Source organism: Streptomyces sp. NPDC005492 (genome assembly GCF_040605995.1).
In the GTDB taxonomy this organism is placed as follows: Bacteria; Actinomycetota; Actinomycetes; order Streptomycetales; family Streptomycetaceae; genus Streptomyces.
The window spans coordinates 58,003-77,806 of sequence record NZ_JBEXDX010000008.1; the positions used below are offsets into that span (position 1 = coordinate 58,003).

Sequence of the window (19,804 nt, forward strand, 5' to 3'; positions counted from 1 at the left end):
TGATCGGGTTCACGGTGGGGGCGTGGTGGAACCGGGCCCGCGTGGCAGAGGATGACGGACTCCACGCCGGCGGTGCCGGGGGAGCACGGGCGTGCCGCGCTGATGGTGGACGCGGACAACACGGCCGCGATCAGCGCGTACCGGCGGCCCGGGATGAGCGGGCGGACGTTCGCGGCGGCGGCCCGCGCCCGGGAGAGCGCGGGGCCCCGGCGTTGATCAGCCGTTCGAGCCGGTGCGGCCGAAGCAGCGCTCCAGCTCGTTGAGGTCGTAGAACTTGCTGCCCTTCGAGACGGGACGGCAGCCGGCCTTGAACGCCGTCTCCTTCTCGTTGTAGAGCATGCGCACGAGGTACGTGCTGCCCTTGCGGTAGACGTCCCACTGGATGTTCGAGCCCAGCGGCGCCACCGCCGCGCCCCGCCACGCGTTGCTCGTGTAGGTGTACGGCCGGTCGACCGTGACCCCCTGAGTGCTGCCCGGCAGGCCCATCAGCGCGGCCAGCGGGATGATCTCCTCGGCGTGGGTGAACCGGAGTTCGGCGCCCAGGTCACTGGTGCCGTCCCGCTTGGCCTCGACCTTCTCGAAGAAGTCGTCGAGCAGCACGTCCGCCATCTTGTACGTGATGTCGCTGTCCGCGAAGCCCGGCCCCTTCTCGTAGAAGTCCTCCACGTCGGACACATACCCGAACCAGTCGGCGTCGCGCGCCGAGATGTACCGGTCCATGCCCCAGCCCTTGCCGCCCGGGCTCTCCTCGCTCATCGCCGGGGCGATGGCGTACAGGTTGTAGACGGCCGTCGCGGCCTCGACATCCGTGCCGATCGACGCGAACTCGCCCGCCGTGATCCGGTCCACGAACGCCGGCTTGAAGAGCTTCTTCAGTACGTCACGGGCGGCGCTGTGGGTCTTCGGCTGGTCGGTGACGGTCTTCAAAGTGCTCGCCAGCCGTTGGTCGTTGGCGATGTAGTCGCGGTACGCGGCACCGCCGTCGGCCTTGTGGAAGTACAGCAGGTCCTTGTCGGTCCGGGTCGACCCGATCAGCGAGGTGAGGCCGGGGTCGGTCTCGGCGAGCGCGGCGCCGTAGAGGTTGGCGCTGTCGACGGCACGGACCTGACCCGAACTGACGACGTCGACGGGTTCCTTGTTCTTCGCGATCGACGCGAAGAGGGTCGGCAGCCGCTTCGCCATCCGTACGGCGGTGTCGTGGATCTCCTCCTTGCCGCGCGCGCTGAGGTCGCCGTAGCCGACGGTGCTCATGGCGGCTTCGAGTGCCTGCGCCTTCGGCCCGAACTCCCGCCCCTTGGCGGTGAGTTGACCCTCGGCCTGCGCCTTGGTCCACAGCGCGAGGATCAGGTCGCCGTCCGAACTGTCGGTCGCGGCACGCGAGCCGTGCCGGGACACGTTCTCGGTGAAGACGGGGGTGAACCCCGCCGGGGCCTTCTGGTACGAGCGGGAGCTCTGCTCCGGCTGGTACACGGCCTTCGTGCCGTAACTGTCGGTGTGGGAGCGGCTGTTGCCGGCTGCGGCCTGGGCGGAGAACGAGGTGGCCAGCAGGCCGGCCATGCCGAGGACGAGGGCGGGTGCGGTGACACGTCTCATGACGCGCATGGTTCGCGGAGGACGTGAACACCGGGTGCACTGACGCTTTCGCCGAGCCGTACGGTCGTCAGGCCACCACAGTCCTACGGCCGTACCGTGCTCTCGTCCGGGGCGAACAGGTGGGCCATCGCCTGCCAGAGGGGCATGACGCGGGGCGTGGTGCTCGGGGTTCGCCGGACGGAGCCGGGGGCGACGGCGGACGACGTGGCGGCGGTACGGGCTTCCTTGGTGAGGGAGATGGCGCTGTGAGGCATGTCGGTCCCACGCTTCCTTCGGGCGAGTCGGTGACGGCGGATCGTCGACCTTGTGAGATCAACGATCCCGCCGTCGGACCGCCGTCACGATGGGGTGGGCTGCCCATTCGGGGGTGTAGCAGGCCCCACCACTCACCGCGCCAGCCGACCGAACCGACCGACGTCTCGCAGCCTTCGCTGTCGCAGTGGTTCACCGCGCGTCACCGGCGGCCCGCGCAGGCGCGCTTGGTGGCCCTAGCCGTCCTTCCGTGCCACCCCGCCGTAGATACCGATCGGGGCTGCGCCCGGGTCGGGAGTCTCCTCGGGGCGCCAGTGGGTGACGCGGACCAGGCCCGGGTCGACGAGGGTGAAGTCGCCGAAGAAGTCCAGGACTTGGGCGTGCGTGCGGAGGTTCAGGGTGGCGGTGGCCCGGTTGTAGACGGACACCGCCTCCTCGCGGTGGTCCTCGTGGACGTCACCGGTGGCGTGCGACAGGACGAGATACGAACCGGCGGGCAGCGCGTCGCGCAGGGTGGCGACGATGCCGTACGGGTCCCCGTCGTCGGACAGGAAGTGCACGACGGCCACCAGCAGTACCGCCACCGGCCGGTCGAAGTCGATGGCCTTGCGCACCTCGGGATGGTCGAGGATGGCGCGGGGATCGCGCAGGTCGGCCAGGATGACGGAGGTGTCGGTGTCCTCCATGAGGGCCATGGAGTGGGTGCTGACGATCGGGTCGTTGTCGACGTAGACGATCCGGGTGTCCGGGGCGATGGCGTGCGCGATCTGGTGCACGTTCGGCTCGGTGGGCAGCCCGGTGCCGATGTCGAGGATCTGCCGCACCCCGCCCTCCTCGACGACATGCCGGACGGCCCGGTGCATGAAGCGCCGGTTGGCCCGGACCCCCTCCCGCACCTCCGGCGCCGCCTTGATGAACTGCTCGCCGGCCTCCCGGTCGACCTCGTAGTTGTCCTTGCCGCCGAGGAAGTAGTCGTACATCCGGGCCGGGTGGGGCTTGCTGGTGTCGATGATCAGTGGCTGGGCGCCACTGCCGTCCCCGCTGGGAGAGGTCATGAGGCCGGGCTCCGTCTTGGTGAGTGGCTGTCAGATCATCATCCTGACATGCCCGTAACCGACTCGGGGGCCTTCTGTACGGGGATGTGCCGCCCGGCGTCCCGGATGTACCGGCGCACGGCGAACGCGGTGTAGGTCAGGCCCACCAACCAGCCGATCGGCACCGCCCAGATGATGCCGTCCAGCCCCAGCGGGCCCTTCAGCAGGGACGCCATGGGCACCCGGAAGACCAGGAACGACAGCATCGTGCACACCAGCGGGAAGACGGTCCGGCCGATGCCGTTGAGGAAGCCGTGGGTGACGGCCATCGCCGTGTAGAGGAGGAAGAAGGGGTACGTCATGAGGACGTAGGAGCCGACGATCGCGCGCACCGGGGCGTCGGCGGTGAAGGCGGCCGCGATGTCGTGCCGTAGCAGGATGACGAGTACGGACTCCGCGAGGGTCGCCCACAGGCAGATCCGCAGCGCGTCCAGCAGTACCCGGCGCGCCCGCTCGGCGTCCCCGGCCCCGGTGTGCTGGGCGACGAAGACCGTCACCGCGCCGGACAGGTCGAGGTAGAACCGCCCGGCCAGGGCCTCCAGCCGGGAGGCGATGCTGAACGCGGCGATGGCGGCCGTGCCGAACGGAGCGATCAGCGAGGTCAGGACCATGCTGCCGAGCGAGAGCATGACGTGCTGGATGCCCACCGGGAAGCCCAGCCGCAGGGACGAACCGGCCTGCCGGAGCAGCGCCGGAAGCGTGCTGCGGTAGCGGTGGATGCCGTGCCGCCGACCCACGAGCACCAGCCCCACCGCGAACGCGGTGCAACTGGCCGTCACCGTCCCCAGGGCCGCTCCGCGCAGCCCCCATCCGAGCACGGCCACGAAGCTCCAGGCGAGCACGATGTTGAGGAGGCTGCTGAACACCAGGACGTACATCACGGTCCGGGAGTCGCCGAGCCCGCGCAGGAAGCCGCCCAGCGCGCCGATGCCGAACATCCCGACGAACCCGAGGGCGAGGGTGCGGAGATAGGTGGTGCTGCCGTCGGCCACGGTGCCGTGGATGCCCATGGCGTGCAGGAAGAAGCCGGTCGCGCCGAAGACGAGGGCGACGCACAGCGCGGCCCAGACGACGGCGAAGGCGGCCAGGCCGATCACCGCGTCCTGCCGCTGGTCGGCCCGGCCGGATCCGGTCATCCTCGCGAACCGGATGGCGAAGCCGCTGACCAGCCCGAGGAAGACGGCGTTGACCAGGTAGAAGATCGGCTGGGCGGCACCGACGGCGGCGAGGCCACCGATACCGACGTAGTGGCCGACGATGATGCTGTCGGCCAACAGGTACGACTGCTGTACGTAGTTGGCGACCGACATCGGAAGACTGAACCCGAGTATCGACCGCAGCTCGGAGTGTTCCTTCTTCGGTGAACGTACGGCGATCACCGGTCAATTGTGTCGACCTTGGCGTGGCGGACGACAGATGACGTCGAGATGACGTCGATATTTGGCCGAGTCCGACCGGTTGAGTGCACGGCACATGCAGATGCGCGGTGTCATGGGCGGGCGTCGGTGCCAAGTCATCAGCGGAGGTGGCCGCATGCCAGGTCCAGGTACAGGTACAGGTCCTATCCAGTCCGTGTCCCGAGCCGCGGCCGTACTACGGCTCTTCGCCACGGGCCCCTGCCAGTTCGGCCTCTCCGACACCGCCGCGTCCCTCGGCCTGCCGAAGGCCACGGTCCACGGAATCCTGCGCACACTCCAGGTCGAGGGGCTGGTGGAGCAGGACGCGACGTCCGGTCAGTACCGGTTGGGCGCCGAACTGGCGCGGCTCGGAGGCAGCTACCTCCAGCGCCACGAGTTACGCGCCCGCGCCCTCCCTTGGGCCGACGACCTGGCCCGCACCACCGGAGAAGCGGTCCGTGTCGGCGTACCGCACGGGTCGGGGGTGCTGATCATCCACCATGCCCGCCGGCCCGACGACACACGGCAGTTGCTCCAGACCGGCACGGTGGTGCCCGTGGAGGGAACGGCACTCGGCGCGGCCCTGACCCCTCGGGAACGTTCCTGGACCTGCGCCCCGGAACCGGCCTGGTCGGGCCTGCTCTCCCTGGCCGCCCCGATCCACGACAGCCGGACGGCGGTCGCGGCGGTGGGTATTACGGGGGCCGCGGAGCGCATCTGTGCGGAGGGCGAAGCGCGGGGGTGGTTGGTGTCGGCGGTCCGGAATTGCGCTCGGGCCATCTCGCGGGATTTGGGGGCGACTCGGGCGTAGGGGCTCCACTTCATATGCCGACTTCACATCCCGCACAGCCTAACCTCACGGCCAAACAAGGCAATAGGGCTGATGTCCCGCCTCATGCAAGATCGAGGCTAGTCCGCGCCCGTCAGGGCATCCAGGTCGAAGTCCCCATCCTGCCCAGCGAGCCGTTCTTCACAATGCCTGAGTTCGGCCTTGAGCTCGGCCCGCCGTTGGTTGGACAGCGCGGTGCGCTCAAGTAGTCCACGCACCGCGTCTTGTCGGATCTGGAGATGTACCGGGCGCTCGGGACTGACGAACTTCGTGGCGTAGTCGAGCGCTGTCTCATAGTCCTGCTCAGCAATACACAGCCTGGCCCGCAGACCGGTGCGGATGTCCCGTCGCTGGCGGTGGAAAGCTTGGTCCAACTGGTTGAGCGCTTCGCGGGCCTCCGAGACGTGAGACGTGCGCAGCGCGCACTGCGCGTAGTTGGCGAGGACCTCGAATCGAATGTTCTCGGATTGGGCCACAGCCTGCTCAGCGAACTCGTACGCCCAGTCCAGATGACCAAACAGGTATTCCACCCGCGACTGTCGGTGGCTGACCATCTCCTGCCGGTCGATGTCGGCGAGGCGCCGCAGCAGCTCCCGGGCCGTCTTCTCGTCGCCGAGCTTGCAGGCGATTTGGATTTTCAGGTCCACGACGTACCGATTGTAGGGCTGCTTTTCCTCAGCAGTTGAGATGTGCTCCTCGGCGCGCTTCAAGTCGCCCAGTCGCAGGTAGCAGTCGGCCATGTCGCGATGGATGGCCATGCCGCCGCGACCGTGGTCCAATGCCTGTTGGTAATGCCGGAGGGCCTGCCGGTGGTCGCCTCGGTTCCGCTCCAGGAATCCCAGCAGGAAGAAGGCGTCGCGGATCTGACCCCGCTTTTTCAGTTCTGCGATGTTTTCCTGGGCGTCGTCATACTCACTCAGCTTCACCAGGGAGCGGATGAGCGTCGTACGGGCCTGATGGATGGTGGGATCGACCTCCAAGGCCTCGCTGGCCAGCTGCACCGCCCGCTCGTACCTCTGTTCGTGGTAGTACTGCTCGGCCAGCTGCACGTGGTCCGTGACAAGGGCGTAGGCCCTTGATGTGGACGCGCGCCCGGCGTTGTTGAAGGCGCGGAAGAGTGTGCGTTGGAGAGCCAGGAAGTCCGTGCCGTCGTCGCGCTGCGCGAGGAAGGCGTCGAGGCCACTTGCCACGGCTGCATAGTCCGCCCTCGTGCATTGTCCGAAAACATCTCGGATCGTGTCGGCCGCCGGGCCGGACACCTCGTACCAACCGCCGGTAGTCGGGACGATCAGGGATACGTCGATGAGCCGTGTGAGTGCGGTCTCAAGTTCGCCGTCGGTCGCGTCAATCACCTTCCGTAGCACAGCCAACGGCAGCGGGCTGTTGGCGTTCATGACACGGAGGATTCGCATCTCCAGACCGCTGAACTGGTTGTCCTTCAGATAGCGCGTGAAGAGGCCCGCACCCACCGTGGACAGCACGCGGTCGCTGGCGCCCAGGTCGGCGCCGTACGCCTCGACGAGTTCAAGCGCGTACGTCACCGAGGGCGGATAGCCGCGAACGGCAGAGGTGATCTTCTTGACTGTCGGGGCCGTCAAAGACATTTGGCGCGCTCTCGCCGCCAGCGCTACCAGACGATTGATATCAGAGTTGTCGAGGGGCCGAAGGTGGACCACAGTGGGCTGGACCATACCCCGGGCGGTGAAGGGCTGCCGCGTGGGGCGTCGGTGTGTCAGCAGAGCAATGACGATCTCTGGGTACTTGCCAAGCGCCTCGATGAGGTCAAGCACGAAGGGCGCCATGTCGCCGTCGTTGTCCATGAGTCCGCTGGCGTCGTTCAGGACAGGCATCTCGCGGTAGGCGCAGATCTCGCGAAGTTTGCTCAAGACGAGGGCGAGAGCGACGTGGCTATCGAGGGCGGCGATCTCCTTGGTTCTCTGTAGGGACTCCTCTGGCGTCTCCGAGGGGTCTACCTGAGCGCAGAGCTTCATGGCAAGTGTCTGGACAGTGTCTCCCGGCTCCAGGTCGGTGACCAACAAGCGTTCGAGGTCGAGTGACTCGCGGACCATCTTGGTCAGCGCCGACTTTCGGCCTATGCCCGAAAGCCCGGTCACGCAGGCGATCTGAGCCTCCGCACCCGGTCCTGGAGAGGAGTAGGCGTCTTGCAGAGCGGCGATCTCGTTTGCCCTGCCCACGAAGCGGGGGCTCTGGCCCTGGCGAACCAGATCGTCGATGAGGGTCCCGATCTCGCGCGCCACGGGCTTCGCTGCTGTGGCGGTGATGTACTTGGAGCGGTTCAGCCAGTCGGGCAGATCCTCCTGAGAAATGCGATCATCGAGACGAACGACCAGCGTGTTCTTAATTCGCCCTATCGCAGCCTGGAAGCGTGCCTCCCGAATCTCGTGCGCCACCCAGGGGGATTCGAGTGCCGCCTTGCTCAGGAAGAACACGAACGCGGCGGACTCCTTGAGCGCCTCGTCTATGGATTCGAGGATATCCCCGCCAGCGGCGAAGGACCGGAAGTCGATCCTGGCGAAGGCGCGACCGACTTTGGACGCCACCTCCCGCACGAAGTCAGCATCCTTCGTTGAGTAGGAGAAAAATGCCTTGATCACTGGTCTGCTTGTCCTCTCGGCTCCGGCTGCTTGGCCATCTGCAGAGGTACGGTCTCGGACACGCGGATCAGGTCGGCGGCACCCGCCACGTCGCCCAGGACGTCGGCCATCTGCCGGAGGACTAGCCGCAACGCCTCCAGGTCGGCACGGAAAGCGTCGATCTCGGGCCACGCATTCTCGTGGTCGATGAGTGGACGGCCTGGTACGAGAGTGCTCTCCCAGACCGCGAGTCGGGGATGCCACTTGGAGAGAGTAGGGCGTAACGCGTTGTTGAGGACGGTGACGGCGAGCACACCGAAGGAGACGCGGTCTGGGCCACCAGCCGACGCGACGTCGGGGCCGTACCGCTTGAGGATGTCTCGGATTGTCGCGAAGAGGCTGTACATGGACGTGAGCGCCTCACGTACCGATCCCTCGCCTGTGCGCAAGGGCACCACCGAGATCCTCGTCGCCAGCTCGACATACAACTCCCACGCCGCCCTGCGCTCGGCGTCGTCCGGTTCCCATTCCCCGCTGATCTCACCCACGAATGGTATGGCGATCTTGACATTGACCCGTTTTGGCCTCATGTCCCCCCCTGAGTACTTTGACCTCGGAGAGCATAGCGATTTACGACCGCAGTGAGGACCTGTCCGACGGATCACATGACTTTCGGATTGCGGGCTCGCTTGGACGGCAAGGCATCACCCACCAGCCACGACCTCACGAAGCCCCCCCAGTAATGGTTTGTGGAACACCAAGTTCCCGGGTCTCGTACCGCACGGCCACTCGATGCAGCGGGGTTCAGGCGAGGACGAGGGTATAGCGTTCGCGGTCGCGGGTGTAGTAGAGCTTGTTGGTCAGCAGGACCGCCCAGCGGGTTTTCGCCGGAGAGATCCACATCCCGGTGCCTGTGAAGCCGTGGTGCAACCAGATGTCCTCGGTCTCATGTGTCGTACCGGGCGCCGGATGCCAGAAGAGTCGGCGGGATGGGGCGGCTCGGCACGAAGCCCGTCTTCGCCCTCCCCAAGGGCGACAAGATCCGGTCAGTGCCCCTACGGGCGCAGCTTGCCGTCGCCGTCAAGGCCCACATGAAGGACTTCCCGGCGGTCGAGGTCACCCTGCCATGGGCGAATCCGGACGGCGAACCGAAGACCTTCTGCCTTCTCTTCGTCGACGAGAGGAGCCGGGCCTACAACCGCAGCGTCTTCAACATGGGTGCCTGGAAGCTCGCCCTGGCCGCCGGCGTGATTCCTCCGCGCAAACGTGGCGCGCGCTACCTCCAAGCGGCCCCGGGAGACGGCATGCACGCCCTTCGGCACACTTACGCCTCCGTACTCCTGGACGCGGGGGAGAGCATCAAGGCGCTCTCCCAATACCGGTCACTCGGACCCGGGCTTCACACTGCGGGCGTACACGCACCTGCTGCCGTCCAGCGAGACCCGCACCCGCGAGGCGATCGACGACGCCTTCACGGAAACGGAAACGGAAGCCGAGACGGAAGGCGACGGCGACCGGCCCGGTACCCAGGGCAGGGCACATCAGTGCCCCCAACGAAACCAATGTGCCCTGGCCGCCCGACGGCCCCTCCGGGGACATGAAAAAGGCGAGGCCCGAAGACCCCGCCCGATCCGCAAGAAACCCCAGCTCAAGGCCAAACAAGGCAATAAGGCTGATGCCCCGCCTCATGCAACCGATGGCTGAAGTCCTGCCACTCGTGCAGCAGTTGATACACATTGAACGCATCCCGAGGCCCGCCCCGGTCCGGCACCGTCGACCAGATGAAGGCTGCCGCCCCCACCGCCTCCTCGCCGATTCCGCGCAGGGGGTCGACGACCGTCATCGGGAGTTTGACCACCGCGTAGTCGGGGTGGAGGACGACCAGTTCCAGTGGGGGGACCTTGTTGAGGGGGACGCCCTCGATGCCGGTGAGGACCATCGCGGCCATCGTCTCCGGCTTGATCTTGGTGAACATGCCGTTCATCCCGAGCTCGTCGCCGCCGAGTTCCTCGGGGCGCATCGAGATCGGGACGCGGGCCGCCGTCGCGCCGTCGGGCGCGCCGAAGTATTTGTACGTCACCCCCACCCGACCACCATTCCTGCTCCCCGCCCGCAACTGATCGATCCGACGTTCGATACGTCGCTCGTCCCGCTCCGACTCACCCGAGACCGAACCAGGTCCCGAACCACCCTGCTGTCCCTGCTGCGCCTGCCGTGCCTCGGCGGCTTCCTCCGCCTCGCGTCGGTGCTTCCCCCGCCGGGCACGCCGAGGACCCAGGTCGTCAGTCCCCTCGCCCAGTCCGCCACCGCGATGCATATCTCCACCCGACTGCTTTTCTAGGACGCGTGGCCCCAGCCGCGCAACCCGATCATCGTGTCAGTGACCTCCCCCACGGCCGCCCGCCGAAACGTGCGCTGAAACACCTGTCCGCAAGATATTCGCAAGCCCTGAACACCGGCGCCCGCACGAGCTGTGTGTACCTGTGTGTATCACCTCCCAGTCTCGCAGATGGGTGGGGGCCCGTGTCCGCCGTCCCGCCGCCTACCCTGAGGAGGTAACTGAGGTCCCGGAGTCCGAGAAGTCGGAGAAGTCGCAGGTCATGAGCCAAACGCCCAGCGAAACGCCAACCGAACTGCCCTATTCATACGAAGCGCCCGTCTCGCAGGCTCTTTTCGACCGTGCCGCGGTCGTCACACCGGGCGGCGTGAACTCCCCGGTGCGCGCCTTCCGTGCCGTCGGCGGTACGCCCCGGTTCATGGTGTCCGGCGACGGCCCGTATCTGACCGACGCGGACGGGCGCGAGTACGTCGACCTCGTGTGTTCCTGGGGGCCGATGATCCTCGGGCACTCGCAGCCCGACGTGATCGCCGCCGTCCAGGACGCCGTCTCGCGCGGGACCTCCTTCGGCACCCCCGGTGAGGGCGAGGTCGCGCTCGCCGAGGAGATCGTCGCCCGGGTCGAGCCGGTGCAGCAGGTGCGGCTGGTCAGCAGCGGCACCGAGGCGACCATGTCCGCGATCCGGCTCGCTCGTGGGTTCACCGGCCGGCCCAAGGTCATCAAGTTCGCCGGGTGTTACCACGGTCACGTCGACGCGCTGCTCGCCGCCGCCGGTTCCGGGGTCGCCACCTTCGCGCTGCCCGACACCCCCGGCGTCACCGGCGCCCAGGCCGGCGACACGATCGTGCTGCCGTACAACGATCTCGAAGCCGTGAACGAGGCCTTCCACCGGCATCCCGGTGAGATCGCCTGCGTTATTACGGAGGCCTCGCCGGGGAACATGGGGGTCGTGCCGCCCGTCGCCGGGTTCAACCAGGGGCTCAAGGACGCGTGCGGCAAGAACGGCGCGCTGTTCATCTCCGACGAGGTCATGACCGGGTTCCGGACCAGCCGGGCCGGGTGGTTCGGGATCGACGGGGTCACTCCCGATCTCATGACCTTCGGCAAAGTGATGGGTGGCGGGTTCCCCGCCGCCGCGTTCGGCGGGCGCGCCGACATCATGGCGCACCTCGCTCCGGCCGGGCCCGTCTACCAGGCCGGCACACTCTCCGGGAACCCGGTCGCCACCGCCGCCGGCCTCGCCCAGTTGCGGCTCCTCGACGACGCGGCCTACGACACGGTGAACGCCGTATCGGCGCAGATCCAGGCGCTCGTCACCGAGGCGCTCGGCAAGGAAGGTGTCGCGCACCGGATCCAGAACGCCTCCAACATGTTCTCCGTGTTCTTCACTGACCGGAGCGTGCGCAACTACGAGGACGCCAAGGCGCAGGAGTCGTACCGCTTCACCGCCTTCTTCCACTCGATGCTGGCGAACGGGGTCTATCTGCCCCCCTCGTCCTTCGAGTCCTGGTTCGTGTCCACGGCCCACGACGAACGGGCCATCCAGCGGATCGCCGACGCCCTCCCGGCGGCGGCCAAAGCGGCGGCGGAGGCCACCCGATGAGCAGCAGTGACAGCGACATCACCGTCGTCCATGTGATGCGGCACGGTGAAGTCGCCAATCCGGACGGGGTGTTGTACGGCCGTCTGCCCGACTACCACCTCTCCGAGCTGGGGCGGCAGATGGCCGACCGGGTCGCCGAGCACCTCTCCTCCCGCGATGTCACCCATGTCGTCGCCTCCCCGCTGGAGCGGGCGCAGGAGACGGCCACGCCGATCGCCAAGGCGCACGGGCTCGACCTCGCCACCGACGGGCGGCTCATCGAGGCCGAGAACGTCTTCCAGGGCAAGACCTTCGGGGTCGGCGACGGAGCACTGAAGAAGCCGGCGAACTGGAAGTATCTGGTCAACCCGTTCAAGCCGTCCTGGGGTGAGCCCTACGTCGACCAGGTCGTCCGCATGATGGCCGCTCTCGACGCCGCCAAGGACGCCGCCCGCGGCCACGAGGCGGTGCTGGTCAGCCATCAACTGCCGATCTGGATCGTGCGGTCCTACGTGGAGAAGCGGCGGCTGTGGCACGACCCGCGGAAGCGGCAGTGCACGCTCGCGTCCCTGACGTCCTTCACCTACCGGGGCGACAGGATCGTTTCCGTCGGCTACACCGAGCCGGCCCGCGATCTCGTACCGGCCCATCTCCTCGCGGGTGCCAAGCCCGTGAAGGGACAGGGCAAGGCGTTCGGAGCCTGAGGTCGACCGGGGGCACCTGACATCGCCCCCATACCTGTTGCCGTTCCGTGACATTTGTTTCGCAACACACACCGTTCCCGGTGAACTTTCCCGTCCGCCGCGTCCTCTCACAGATTGACCACAGAGGACGCGATGGATGGGGAAGCGATGCGGAGTCTCACGCGACGGGGAGCGCTCGGAGTCGGTGCGGGCGCCGCGGCGGCCGTAGGACTGGCGGGGTGCGGGACGCTCGGCGCGGACGGGTCGGGCCCCTCCGGCGGTTCGGGGAAGGGGCATTCCGGTGGTCCCGCCAAGTCGATGGAGCCGCGGGCCAAGCCCATCGGTGACGGCTCCACGTCCTTCACCGGCGCGCAGCCCAAGCAGCCCGCGAAGCCCGTGCCGTTGGAGGCCGGGCAGACCCCGCCGCAGTTCGTGATCTTCTCCTGGGACGGCGCGGGCGAGGTCGGCAACGGACTCTTCCCCCGCTTCCTCGACCTCGCCAAGCAGCACGGCGCGAGCATGACCTTCTTCCTCTCCGGGTTGTATCTGCTGCCCGAGTCGAAGAAGCGCCAGTACAATCCGCCGAACAACGCGCGCGGCGCCTCCGACATCGGCTACCTCACCGACGAGCACGTCAAGGCCACGCTCACCAACGTCCGGCGCGCCTGGCTCGAAGGCCACGAGATAGGCACCCACTTCAACGGCCACTTCTGCTCCGGCTACGGCACGGTCGCCCACTGGACGCCCCAGCAGTGGCGCAGCGAGATAGACCAGGCCAAGTCCTTCGTGAAGGAGTGGCGGACGAACACCGGGTGGACGAACCTTCCGTCGCTGCCCTTCGACTACGAGAAGGAGCTCGTCGGCGGCCGCACGCCCTGCCTCCTCGGCCAGGACAACCTGCTGCCCACCGCCCGCTCCCTCGGCTGGCGCTACGACGCCTCGTCGCCCGGCGGCCGCCAGGTCTGGCCCGTGAAGCGCAACGGCGTCTGGGACTACCCGCTCCAGGCGGTTCCCTTCCCCGGGCACAGCTTCGAGGTCCTCTCGATGGACTACAACATGCTGGCCAACCAGTCGGTCAACTCCACCAACGCGCCCGCCTACAACTACCCGGGCTGGCGTACCCAGGCCGCGCAGGCCTACATATCCGGCTTCCAGCGGGCGTACGAGACCAACCGCGCCCCCTTCTTCATCGGCAACCACTTCGAGCACTGGAACGGCGGCATCTACATGGACGCCGTGGAGAAGGCCTTCAAGCACATGGCCCAGGAGAAGGAGAAGGGCGCGGACGTACGGCTCGTCTCCTTCAAGCAGTTCACCGACTGGATCGATGTGCAGAAGCCCGAGGTGCTCGCCAAGCTGCGCACGCTCGACGTCGGCCAGGCCCCGGCGGGTGGCTGGAAGTCCTTCCTGGCCGCGAGCCCTACCGGCACCGCCTCCTCGACCGCCACCGGGGACGCGGCCTGAGAACCGGGGCCTGAAATGCGGGCCTGAAATGCGGGTTTCCGCCCGCAGGACGCCGTTGAGGGGGGCGCGCAAGATCCCCAGAACGGGCATGCGAAACTTTTCACATGAGTGCCGCCAGTCGCGCCCGTAGCCGCGCCGTCCTGTCGACCGCCGGCGTTGCCGTCGCCGCGTTGGTGCTTTCCGCGTGCAGCTCCGGAGGTACCTCCGGAGGCTCGGGCAACACCAACTTCATCACCGGCTCCGACGGCATCGCGACCGTCAGGAAGGGCGACCGCCAGGCCGCCCCCGACCTGTCCGGCAAGACCATCGACGGCAAGACGCTCGACACCGCCGACTACAAGGGCAAGGTCGTCGTCGTCAACGTGTGGGGCTCCTGGTGCTCCCCGTGCCGCGCCGAGGCGGACAACCTGGTCCAGGTCGCCAAGGCCACCGCGGGCAAGGACGTCCAGTTCGTCGGCCTCAACACCCGTGACACCAGCACCGAACCGGCCGTGGCGTTCGAGAAGAAGTACGACGTCCCGTACCCGAGCCTGTACGACCCGACGGGCAAGCTGATGCTCCGGTTCAAGAAGGGCACGCTCAACCCGCAGGCCATCCCCTCCACGATCGTCATCGACCGGGACGGGAAGATCGCGGCCCGCGCGCTCCAGGCGCTCAGCGAGGACAAGCTGCGCGAGATGCTCGACCCGGTCATCGCGGAGAAGTGAGCTGACGTGCTGCTCGCCGCCGCCCTCCCGGGCCAGAACGAGACGGTCTACAGCGGGGCCCTGCTGCTCGCCCTGCCGATCGCCGTGCTCGGCGGGCTCGTCTCCTTCTTCTCCCCGTGCGTCCTGCCCCTCGTCCCCGGCTACCTCTCCTACGTCACCGGCGTCAGCGGCACCGACCTGGGCGACGCCCGGCGTGGCCGGATGGTCGCCGGTGCCTCCCTGTTCGTCCTCGGCTTCACCGTCGTGTTCGTCTCCGGCGGGGCCCTGTTCGGCTACTTCGGGCAGACGCTCCAGGAGAACGAGGGCGTTCTGTCCAAGGCGCTGGGCGTGCTCATGATCCTCATGGGTGTGTTCTTCATGGGGATGATGCCGTGGCTGACCCAGCGTGAGTTCCGCTTCCACAAGCGGCCGACGACCGGGTTGATAGGGGCTCCGCTGCTGGGCGCGCTGTTCGGCATCGGCTGGACCCCGTGCATCGGTCCGACCCTCGCGTCCGTGCAGGCGCTCTCCATGGACCAGGCCAGTGCCGGTCGCGGCGCCCTGCTCACCGTCGCGTACTGTCTCGGCCTGGGTGTCCCCTTCGTCCTCACCGCGGTCGCCTTCCGCAAGGCCCTCGGTGCCTTCGGCTGGGTCAAGCGGCACTACGTCTGGGTGATGCGCGTCGGCGGCACCATGATGATCGTGACCGGCGTGCTGCTGCTCACCGGCGCCTGGGACGCGTTGGTGCAGGACATGCAGAGCTGGTCCGACGGCTTCACTGTAGGGATCTGATCGATGAGCAAGACGTCCACGGAAGCGCCCGAGAACCCGGCAGGCGAGGACCAGGACCTCGGTGCCGCCGGCTCCCAGCTCTCCACGGCCCCCGTCGAGACGGCCATGCCCGGCTCCTTCGGCGGCAACCGCAGTCCCGGCCTGACCGGCTGGCTCGCCTGGACCGGCCGTGAGGTGCTCGGCTGGGCGCGCTGGATGTGGCGGCAGCTGACCTCGATGCGGGTCGCGCTGATGCTGCTGTTCCTGCTCTCGCTCGGAGCGGTCCCCGGCTCGCTGATCCCGCAGTCCGGCACCGACGCGCTGAAGGTCTCCGAGTTCCAGTCCGCGCACAAGACGCTCGCGCCGATCTACGACAAGCTCGGCCTCTTCCATGTCTACGGCTCGGCCTGGTTCGGCGCGATCTACGTCCTGCTCTTCATCTCCCTCATCGGCTGCATCATCCCGCGCACCTGGCAGTTCGTCGGCCAGCTCCGCGGCCGGCCGCCGGGCGCGCCCAAGCGCCTCGACCGGCTGCCCGCCTTCGCCACCTGGCGCACCGCGGCAGAACCCGAACTGGTCCGCGAGACCGCCCTCCAGGTCCTGAAGAAGCGCCGCTTCCGCGCCCATGTCGCCGGTGACGCCGTCGCCGCCGAGAAGGGCTATCTGCGCGAGACCGGCAACCTGCTCTTCCACCTCGCGCTGATCGTGATGCTGATCGCCTTCGCCTGGGGCCAGCTCTTCAAGTCCGAGGGCGACAAGCTGATCGTCGAGGGCGACGGCTTCTCCAACACCCTCACGCAGTACGACGACTTCAAGTCCGGCAACCTCTTCAGCGACGACGACCTGGTCCCCTTCAGCTTCAACCTGAAGAACTTCGTCGGCACCTACGAGCGCACCGGCCCCAACCGCGGCACCCCCCGCACCTACCAGGCCGACATCACCTACAGCCTCGGCGCCTACGGCAAGGCGGAGAAGCACACCATCAAGGTCAACGAGCCGCTGGAGATCGGCGACTCGAAGGTCTACCTCGTCAGCCACGGCTACGCCCCCGTCGTCACCGTCCGGGACGGCAAGGGCAACGTGGTCTTCCACCAGGCCGTGCCGCTGCTGCCGATCGACTCCAACGTCACCTCGCAGGGCGCGATCAAGGTCCTCGACGGCTACAAGAACGCCCAGGGCGTCGCCGAACAGCTCGGCTTCGCGGCCCTGTTCGTGCCGACGTACGCCAAGGGCAGCGGCACGATGTTCTCCCAGTATCCGGGCCTGGACTACCCGGTGCTCAATGTGACCGGCTACCACGGTGACCTGGGCGTCAACTCGGGCATCCCGCAGAACGTGTACCAGTTGGACACCAAGAACCTGAAGCAGTTCAAGGACTCCAAGGGCGACATCCTCAAGGCCCAACTGCTGCCCGGCGAGACGATGAAGCTGCCGAACGGCGCCGGGTCGATCACCTTCGACAAGCAGATCAAGGAGTGGGCGGGCTTCCAGGTCGTCCAGCAGCCCGGCACCACCTGGGCACTGGCCGGCGCGCTCACCGCGATCCTCGGTCTGGCCGGCTCCCTGTTCATCCAGCGCCGCCGCGTCTGGGTGCGGGCCACCACCGGCGACGACGGCGTCACCGTCGTCGAGATGGCGGGGCTCGGCCGCAGCGAGTCCGCGAAACTCCCCGAGGAACTCGGCGACCTGGCCGCACTCGTGCACGACCGGGCCCCGACGAAGACCGACGACGAACACACCCCCGACTCCGACGATTCCGACGTCGAACCCCCCGTACCCGCCGAAGGGGCTGAGCAGTGATTCTCGCCGCCGCCACCAACGAACACCTCGCCAACATCAGCAACACGCTGATCTACTCCTCGATGGCCGTCTACACCCTGGCCTTCCTGGCGTACATCGCCGAATGGACCTTCGGCAGCCGCAGCAAGATCGGCCGTACGGCCGCCGCGCTGACCGGTGCCGAGAAGGCGGCCGCGCCCGCCGTCGCCGTCAAGAAGGCCGGCGGCACCACCGTGCTGGAGCGGCCGCAGGTCGTCGTACGGGCCGCGTCCGGTTCGCGCGATGTCCCGGACGGGCCCGGCGCGCACGGCGGGGACGAACAGGGCGACCTCTACGGCCGTATCGCCGTGTCCCTCACCGTGCTCGCGTTCCTCATCGAGCTGGGCGGTGTCGTCGCCCGCGCGGCCTCGGTGCGGCGGGCGCCCTGGGGCAACATGTACGAGTTCAACATCACCTTCTCCACGGTCGCGGTCGGTGTGTACCTCACACTGCTGCTGCTCAGGAAGAACGTGCGCTGGCTCGGCCTGTTCCTGGTCACGACGGTCCTCCTCGATCTCGGCATCGCCGTCACCGTCCTGTACACCGCCAGTGACCAGTTGGTGCCGGCCCTCCACTCGTACTGGCTGTACATCCACGTCTCGACCGCGATCATCTGCGGCGCGGTCTTCTACGTGGGCGCGGTCGGCACGCTGCTCTACCTGTTCAAGGACAGCTACGAGAACAAGCTGGCCAATGGCGGCAAGCCCGGCGCCTTCGCCACCTCCGTGCTGGAGCGGCTGCCCGCCTCGGCCAGCCTCGACAAGTTCTCCTACCGGGTGAACGCCGCCGTCTTCCCCCTGTGGACCTTCACGATCATCGCGGGCTCGATCTGGGCGGAGTCCGCCTGGGGCCGCTACTGGGGCTGGGACCCCAAGGAGACCTGGGCGTTCATCACCTGGGTCGCCTACGCCTGCTATCTGCACGCCCGCGCCACGGCCGGCTGGAAGGGCCGCAAGGCCGCCTACCTGGCCATGATCGCCTTCGGCTGCTGGCTGTTCAACTACTACGGCGTCAACATCTTCGTCACCGGCAAGCACTCCTACGCAGGCGTGTAAGCGGCAACTCCCTTACGGCGCAGGCCGGTTCCGTGTGACATGGGTCACGGGAACCGGCCTTCGTCGTGCGGACAGGTGCAAGGGTGTGGATACGAATCTGAGGAAGCGCATCCGCGCGGGGGACCACGACGCCTTCGGTCAGCTCTTCGACACGTACGCACGCTCCGTCTACAACCACGCCTTCCGGCTCACCGGGGACTGGGCGCAGGCCGAGGACATCGTGTCGCTGACCTTCCTGGACGCCTGGCGGCTGCGCGGCAGGCTCGACGAGGAGGGCGGTTCGCTCCGGCCCTGGCTGCTGGGCATCGCCACCAACGTCACGCGCAACACCCGCCGCGCGGCCCGAAGACACGCCGCGGCTGTCTCCCGGCTGCCCCGTGACGAGGTCGAGCGCGACTTCGCCGACGAGGTCGCCGCACGCCTCGACGACACGGCCGAACTCGCCCTCGTACGAACGGCGTCGGCCACGCTCCGGCGTGCCGAACGCGAGGTGCTGGCCCTGTGCGTGTGGTCCGGGCTCGACTACCGGGCCGCCGCTGAGGCGCTCGGGGTGCCCGTGGGGACCGTACGGTCGCGGCTCTCGCGTGCTCGCGCAAAACTCGCGAAACATGTCAAAAGCATGGAACTCCCTACGCGGGACGGACAGATGAACGGTGACCGCGGCAGTGCGGTCGGGCCCCTGAGGGAGGAAAAGCGATGAGCGAACTCCCGGAACTCCCCGAGAGAGACCTTCCGCCGGGCCGTCACCGACTCCTCAAGGAGCATCTGATGACCGAGATCCGGCACGAGCAACCCGCCCCGAAACGCGGCAGGTTGCTGCGCCCCGTCATCGCGGCGGCGGCCGTCGCCACCGCCGCGGCTGTCGCCTTCGTGGTCCTGCCGTCGTCCGGCGGCCCGCAGACGGACGTACAGCCGCCGACCCGCAGGTCGACCGCCGCGCTCCTGGAGGACATCGCGCTGGCGGCCGAGCACGAGAAGTCCTACGGCACGGTCCGCGACGACCAGTTCGTGTACGTGGACAGCAAGGTGTCCTACGCGCAGTCGGGCAACGGCCGGAAGACCACGATCGCACCGGCGCACCGGCAGGAGGTGTGGATGTCGGTGGACGGCCTGCACACCGGTCTGGTGCGGGAGGCCGGCACGCCGGGGCACTCCGTCCCGCCCGACGTCAAGCCCGGCCAGGTCGGCTGGGACGCGTCGTCCTTCTACGACCACGTGAAGACGCTGCCGACCGACGCCGATGCCATGTACGCCTATCTGGCCAGGACCGCCACGAAGTACAGCGATCAGGAGAAGGGCCAGGCCGTGTTCGTGCTCGTCGGCGATCTCCTCCGCGACTCGATCATGCCGCCGCAGCAGAGCGCCGCGCTCTTCCGGGCGGTCGCGAGGATTCCCGGCATCACGACGGTCGAGCACGTGAAGGACGCGGCCGGCCGGCCCGGCATCGGCATCGCCCGCACCGACCCCGACAACCCGCTCCGGGACGAGTGGATCTTCGACGCGAAGACCTACGAGTTCCTCGGCGAACGCGAGGTGGCGACCAAGGACAACGCGGGTGTGAAGAAGGGGGAGATCACCGCCGACACAGCCGTCCTGCGCCGAGCCGTCGTCGACAGGGCGGGCCAACGCCCGTAGGGAGCGGGGACGT

At 67.9% G+C, this 19,804-nt stretch carries 18 protein-coding genes and 2 pseudogenes; 12 read left to right on the forward strand and 8 right to left on the reverse strand.

The features are described from left to right. Positions 1-51: 51 nt before the first annotated feature. Positions 52-216: a hypothetical protein gene (locus ABZT04_RS13520; RefSeq protein ID WP_356056309.1), complete on the forward strand. Its 165-nt coding sequence runs from the start codon at positions 52-54 to the stop codon at positions 214-216. Here ABZT04_RS13520 and ABZT04_RS13525 read toward each other — a convergent pair whose 3' ends face one another. From ABZT04_RS13525 to ABZT04_RS13540, 4 genes are all read right to left on the reverse strand, one after another. Then, a complete protein-coding gene (locus ABZT04_RS13525; protein WP_356056310.1) occupies positions 217-1,593 on the reverse strand; it encodes a histidine-type phosphatase in 1,377 nt (458 codons plus the stop codon). Positions 1,594-1,676: 83 nt separating this feature from the next. Continuing rightward, positions 1,677-1,847: a hypothetical protein gene (locus ABZT04_RS13530; protein ID WP_356056312.1), complete on the reverse strand. Its 171-nt coding sequence runs from the start codon at positions 1,845-1,847 to the stop codon at positions 1,677-1,679. Between the two features lie 234 nt (positions 1,848-2,081). Next, positions 2,082-2,900 carry an SAM-dependent methyltransferase gene (locus ABZT04_RS13535; protein ID WP_356056314.1) on the reverse strand — a complete coding sequence of 273 codons (819 nt, stop codon included), beginning with the start codon at positions 2,898-2,900 and terminating at the stop codon, positions 2,082-2,084. 38 nt (positions 2,901-2,938) lie between these two features. Further along, positions 2,939-4,318, reverse strand: coding sequence for an MATE family efflux transporter (locus tag ABZT04_RS13540; RefSeq protein WP_356056316.1), 1,380 nt, complete (start codon positions 4,316-4,318; stop codon positions 2,939-2,941). Between the two features lie 154 nt (positions 4,319-4,472). On the opposite strand from ABZT04_RS13540, the gene ABZT04_RS13545 reads away from it, so the two are divergent. Further along, a complete protein-coding gene (locus ABZT04_RS13545; protein WP_356056318.1) occupies positions 4,473-5,147 on the forward strand; it encodes an IclR family transcriptional regulator in 675 nt (224 codons plus the stop codon). A gap of 98 nt (positions 5,148-5,245) precedes the next feature. On the opposite strand, the gene ABZT04_RS13550 is transcribed toward ABZT04_RS13545, so the two are convergent. The 3 genes and pseudogenes from ABZT04_RS13550 to ABZT04_RS13560 all read right to left on the reverse strand — a co-directional run. Continuing rightward, a complete protein-coding gene (locus tag ABZT04_RS13550) occupies positions 5,246-7,780 on the reverse strand; it encodes a tetratricopeptide repeat protein (protein ID WP_356056320.1) in 2,535 nt (844 codons plus the stop codon). Continuing rightward, positions 7,777-8,307 (reverse strand): hypothetical protein, encoded by a 531-nt coding sequence (locus ABZT04_RS13555; protein WP_356056321.1) that lies wholly within the window; start codon positions 8,305-8,307, stop codon positions 7,777-7,779. The genes ABZT04_RS13550 and ABZT04_RS13555 overlap by 4 nt, the downstream gene beginning before the upstream one ends. Positions 8,308-8,563: 256 nt before the next feature. Next, positions 8,564-8,740 (reverse strand): annotated as a pseudogene (locus tag ABZT04_RS13560) (serine hydrolase); the annotation flags it as partial. Between the two features lie 17 nt (positions 8,741-8,757). Here ABZT04_RS13560 and ABZT04_RS13565 point away from each other — a divergent pair. Next, positions 8,758-9,360, forward strand: a pseudogene (locus tag ABZT04_RS13565) (tyrosine-type recombinase/integrase); the annotation flags it as partial. Between the two features lie 47 nt (positions 9,361-9,407). On the opposite strand, the gene ABZT04_RS13570 reads toward ABZT04_RS13565, so the two are convergent. Beyond that, positions 9,408-9,845, reverse strand: coding sequence for a hypothetical protein (locus ABZT04_RS13570; protein WP_019061278.1), 438 nt, complete (start codon positions 9,843-9,845; stop codon positions 9,408-9,410). 514 nt (positions 9,846-10,359) lie between these two features. Here ABZT04_RS13570 and hemL point away from each other — a divergent pair. The 9 genes from hemL to ABZT04_RS13615 all read left to right on the forward strand — a co-directional run bounded on the left by hemL (position 10,360) and on the right by ABZT04_RS13615 (position 19,791). After that, positions 10,360-11,700: a glutamate-1-semialdehyde 2,1-aminomutase gene (hemL, locus tag ABZT04_RS13575; protein WP_356056322.1), complete on the forward strand. Its 1,341-nt coding sequence runs from the start codon at positions 10,360-10,362 to the stop codon at positions 11,698-11,700. Then, on the forward strand, positions 11,697-12,383 hold the full coding sequence (locus ABZT04_RS13580) for a histidine phosphatase family protein (RefSeq protein ID WP_356056323.1): 687 nt from the start codon (positions 11,697-11,699) through the stop codon (positions 12,381-12,383). The genes hemL and ABZT04_RS13580 overlap by 4 nt, the downstream gene beginning before the upstream one ends. Positions 12,384-12,530: 147 nt before the next feature. Continuing rightward, a complete protein-coding gene (locus ABZT04_RS13585; RefSeq protein ID WP_356056324.1) occupies positions 12,531-13,826 on the forward strand; it encodes a hypothetical protein in 1,296 nt (431 codons plus the stop codon). Positions 13,827-13,930: 104 nt separating this feature from the next. Then, on the forward strand, positions 13,931-14,533 hold the full coding sequence (locus ABZT04_RS13590) for a TlpA disulfide reductase family protein (RefSeq protein WP_356056325.1): 603 nt from the start codon (positions 13,931-13,933) through the stop codon (positions 14,531-14,533). Positions 14,534-14,542: 9 nt separating this feature from the next. Further along, the gene (locus ABZT04_RS13595) at positions 14,543-15,304 is read left to right on the forward strand and encodes a cytochrome c biogenesis protein CcdA (protein WP_356056556.1); all 762 of its coding nucleotides are present in this window, start codon (positions 14,543-14,545) and stop codon (positions 15,302-15,304) included. Between the two features lie 3 nt (positions 15,305-15,307). Next, positions 15,308-17,083, forward strand: coding sequence for a cytochrome c biogenesis protein ResB (locus tag ABZT04_RS13600; protein WP_356056326.1), 1,776 nt, complete (start codon positions 15,308-15,310; stop codon positions 17,081-17,083). Further along, entirely contained in the window at positions 17,080-18,156 is a 1,077-nt protein-coding gene (gene ccsB, locus ABZT04_RS13605) for a c-type cytochrome biogenesis protein CcsB (RefSeq protein ID WP_356056327.1), read from the forward strand. The genes ABZT04_RS13600 and ccsB overlap by 4 nt, the downstream gene beginning before the upstream one ends. Before the next feature lie 85 nt (positions 18,157-18,241). Then, positions 18,242-18,856 (forward strand): sigma-70 family RNA polymerase sigma factor, encoded by a 615-nt coding sequence (locus tag ABZT04_RS13610; protein ID WP_356056329.1) that lies wholly within the window; start codon positions 18,242-18,244, stop codon positions 18,854-18,856. After that, a complete protein-coding gene (locus ABZT04_RS13615) occupies positions 18,853-19,791 on the forward strand; it encodes a CU044_5270 family protein (protein ID WP_356056330.1) in 939 nt (312 codons plus the stop codon). Before ABZT04_RS13610 ends, ABZT04_RS13615 begins: the two co-directional genes overlap by 4 nt. Positions 19,792-19,804: the final 13 nt, after the last annotated feature.

Bases quoted from the DNA above. Each gene is read 5' to 3' on its own strand.
- ABZT04_RS13530 (WP_356056312.1), bottom strand. From the start codon at position 1,847: ATGCCTCACAGCGCCATCTCCCTCACCAAGGAAGCCCGTACCGCCGCC.
- ABZT04_RS13580 (WP_356056323.1), top strand. From the start codon at position 11,697: ATGAGCAGCAGTGACAGCGACATCACCGTCGTCCATGTGATGCGGCAC.
- ABZT04_RS13545 (WP_356056318.1), top strand. From the start codon at position 4,473: ATGCCAGGTCCAGGTACAGGTACAGGTCCTATCCAGTCCGTGTCCCGA.
- ABZT04_RS13525 (WP_356056310.1), bottom strand. From the start codon at position 1,593: ATGAGACGTGTCACCGCACCCGCCCTCGTCCTCGGCATGGCCGGCCTG.
- ABZT04_RS13600 (WP_356056326.1), top strand. From the start codon at position 15,308: ATGAGCAAGACGTCCACGGAAGCGCCCGAGAACCCGGCAGGCGAGGAC.
- ABZT04_RS13585 (WP_356056324.1), top strand. From the start codon at position 12,531: ATGCGGAGTCTCACGCGACGGGGAGCGCTCGGAGTCGGTGCGGGCGCC.
- hemL (WP_356056322.1), top strand. From the start codon at position 10,360: ATGAGCCAAACGCCCAGCGAAACGCCAACCGAACTGCCCTATTCATAC.
- ABZT04_RS13535 (WP_356056314.1), bottom strand. From the start codon at position 2,900: ATGACCTCTCCCAGCGGGGACGGCAGTGGCGCCCAGCCACTGATCATC.
- ABZT04_RS13590 (WP_356056325.1), top strand. From the start codon at position 13,931: ATGAGTGCCGCCAGTCGCGCCCGTAGCCGCGCCGTCCTGTCGACCGCC.
- ABZT04_RS13520 (WP_356056309.1), top strand. From the start codon at position 52: ATGACGGACTCCACGCCGGCGGTGCCGGGGGAGCACGGGCGTGCCGCG.
- ABZT04_RS13615 (WP_356056330.1), top strand. From the start codon at position 18,853: ATGAGCGAACTCCCGGAACTCCCCGAGAGAGACCTTCCGCCGGGCCGT.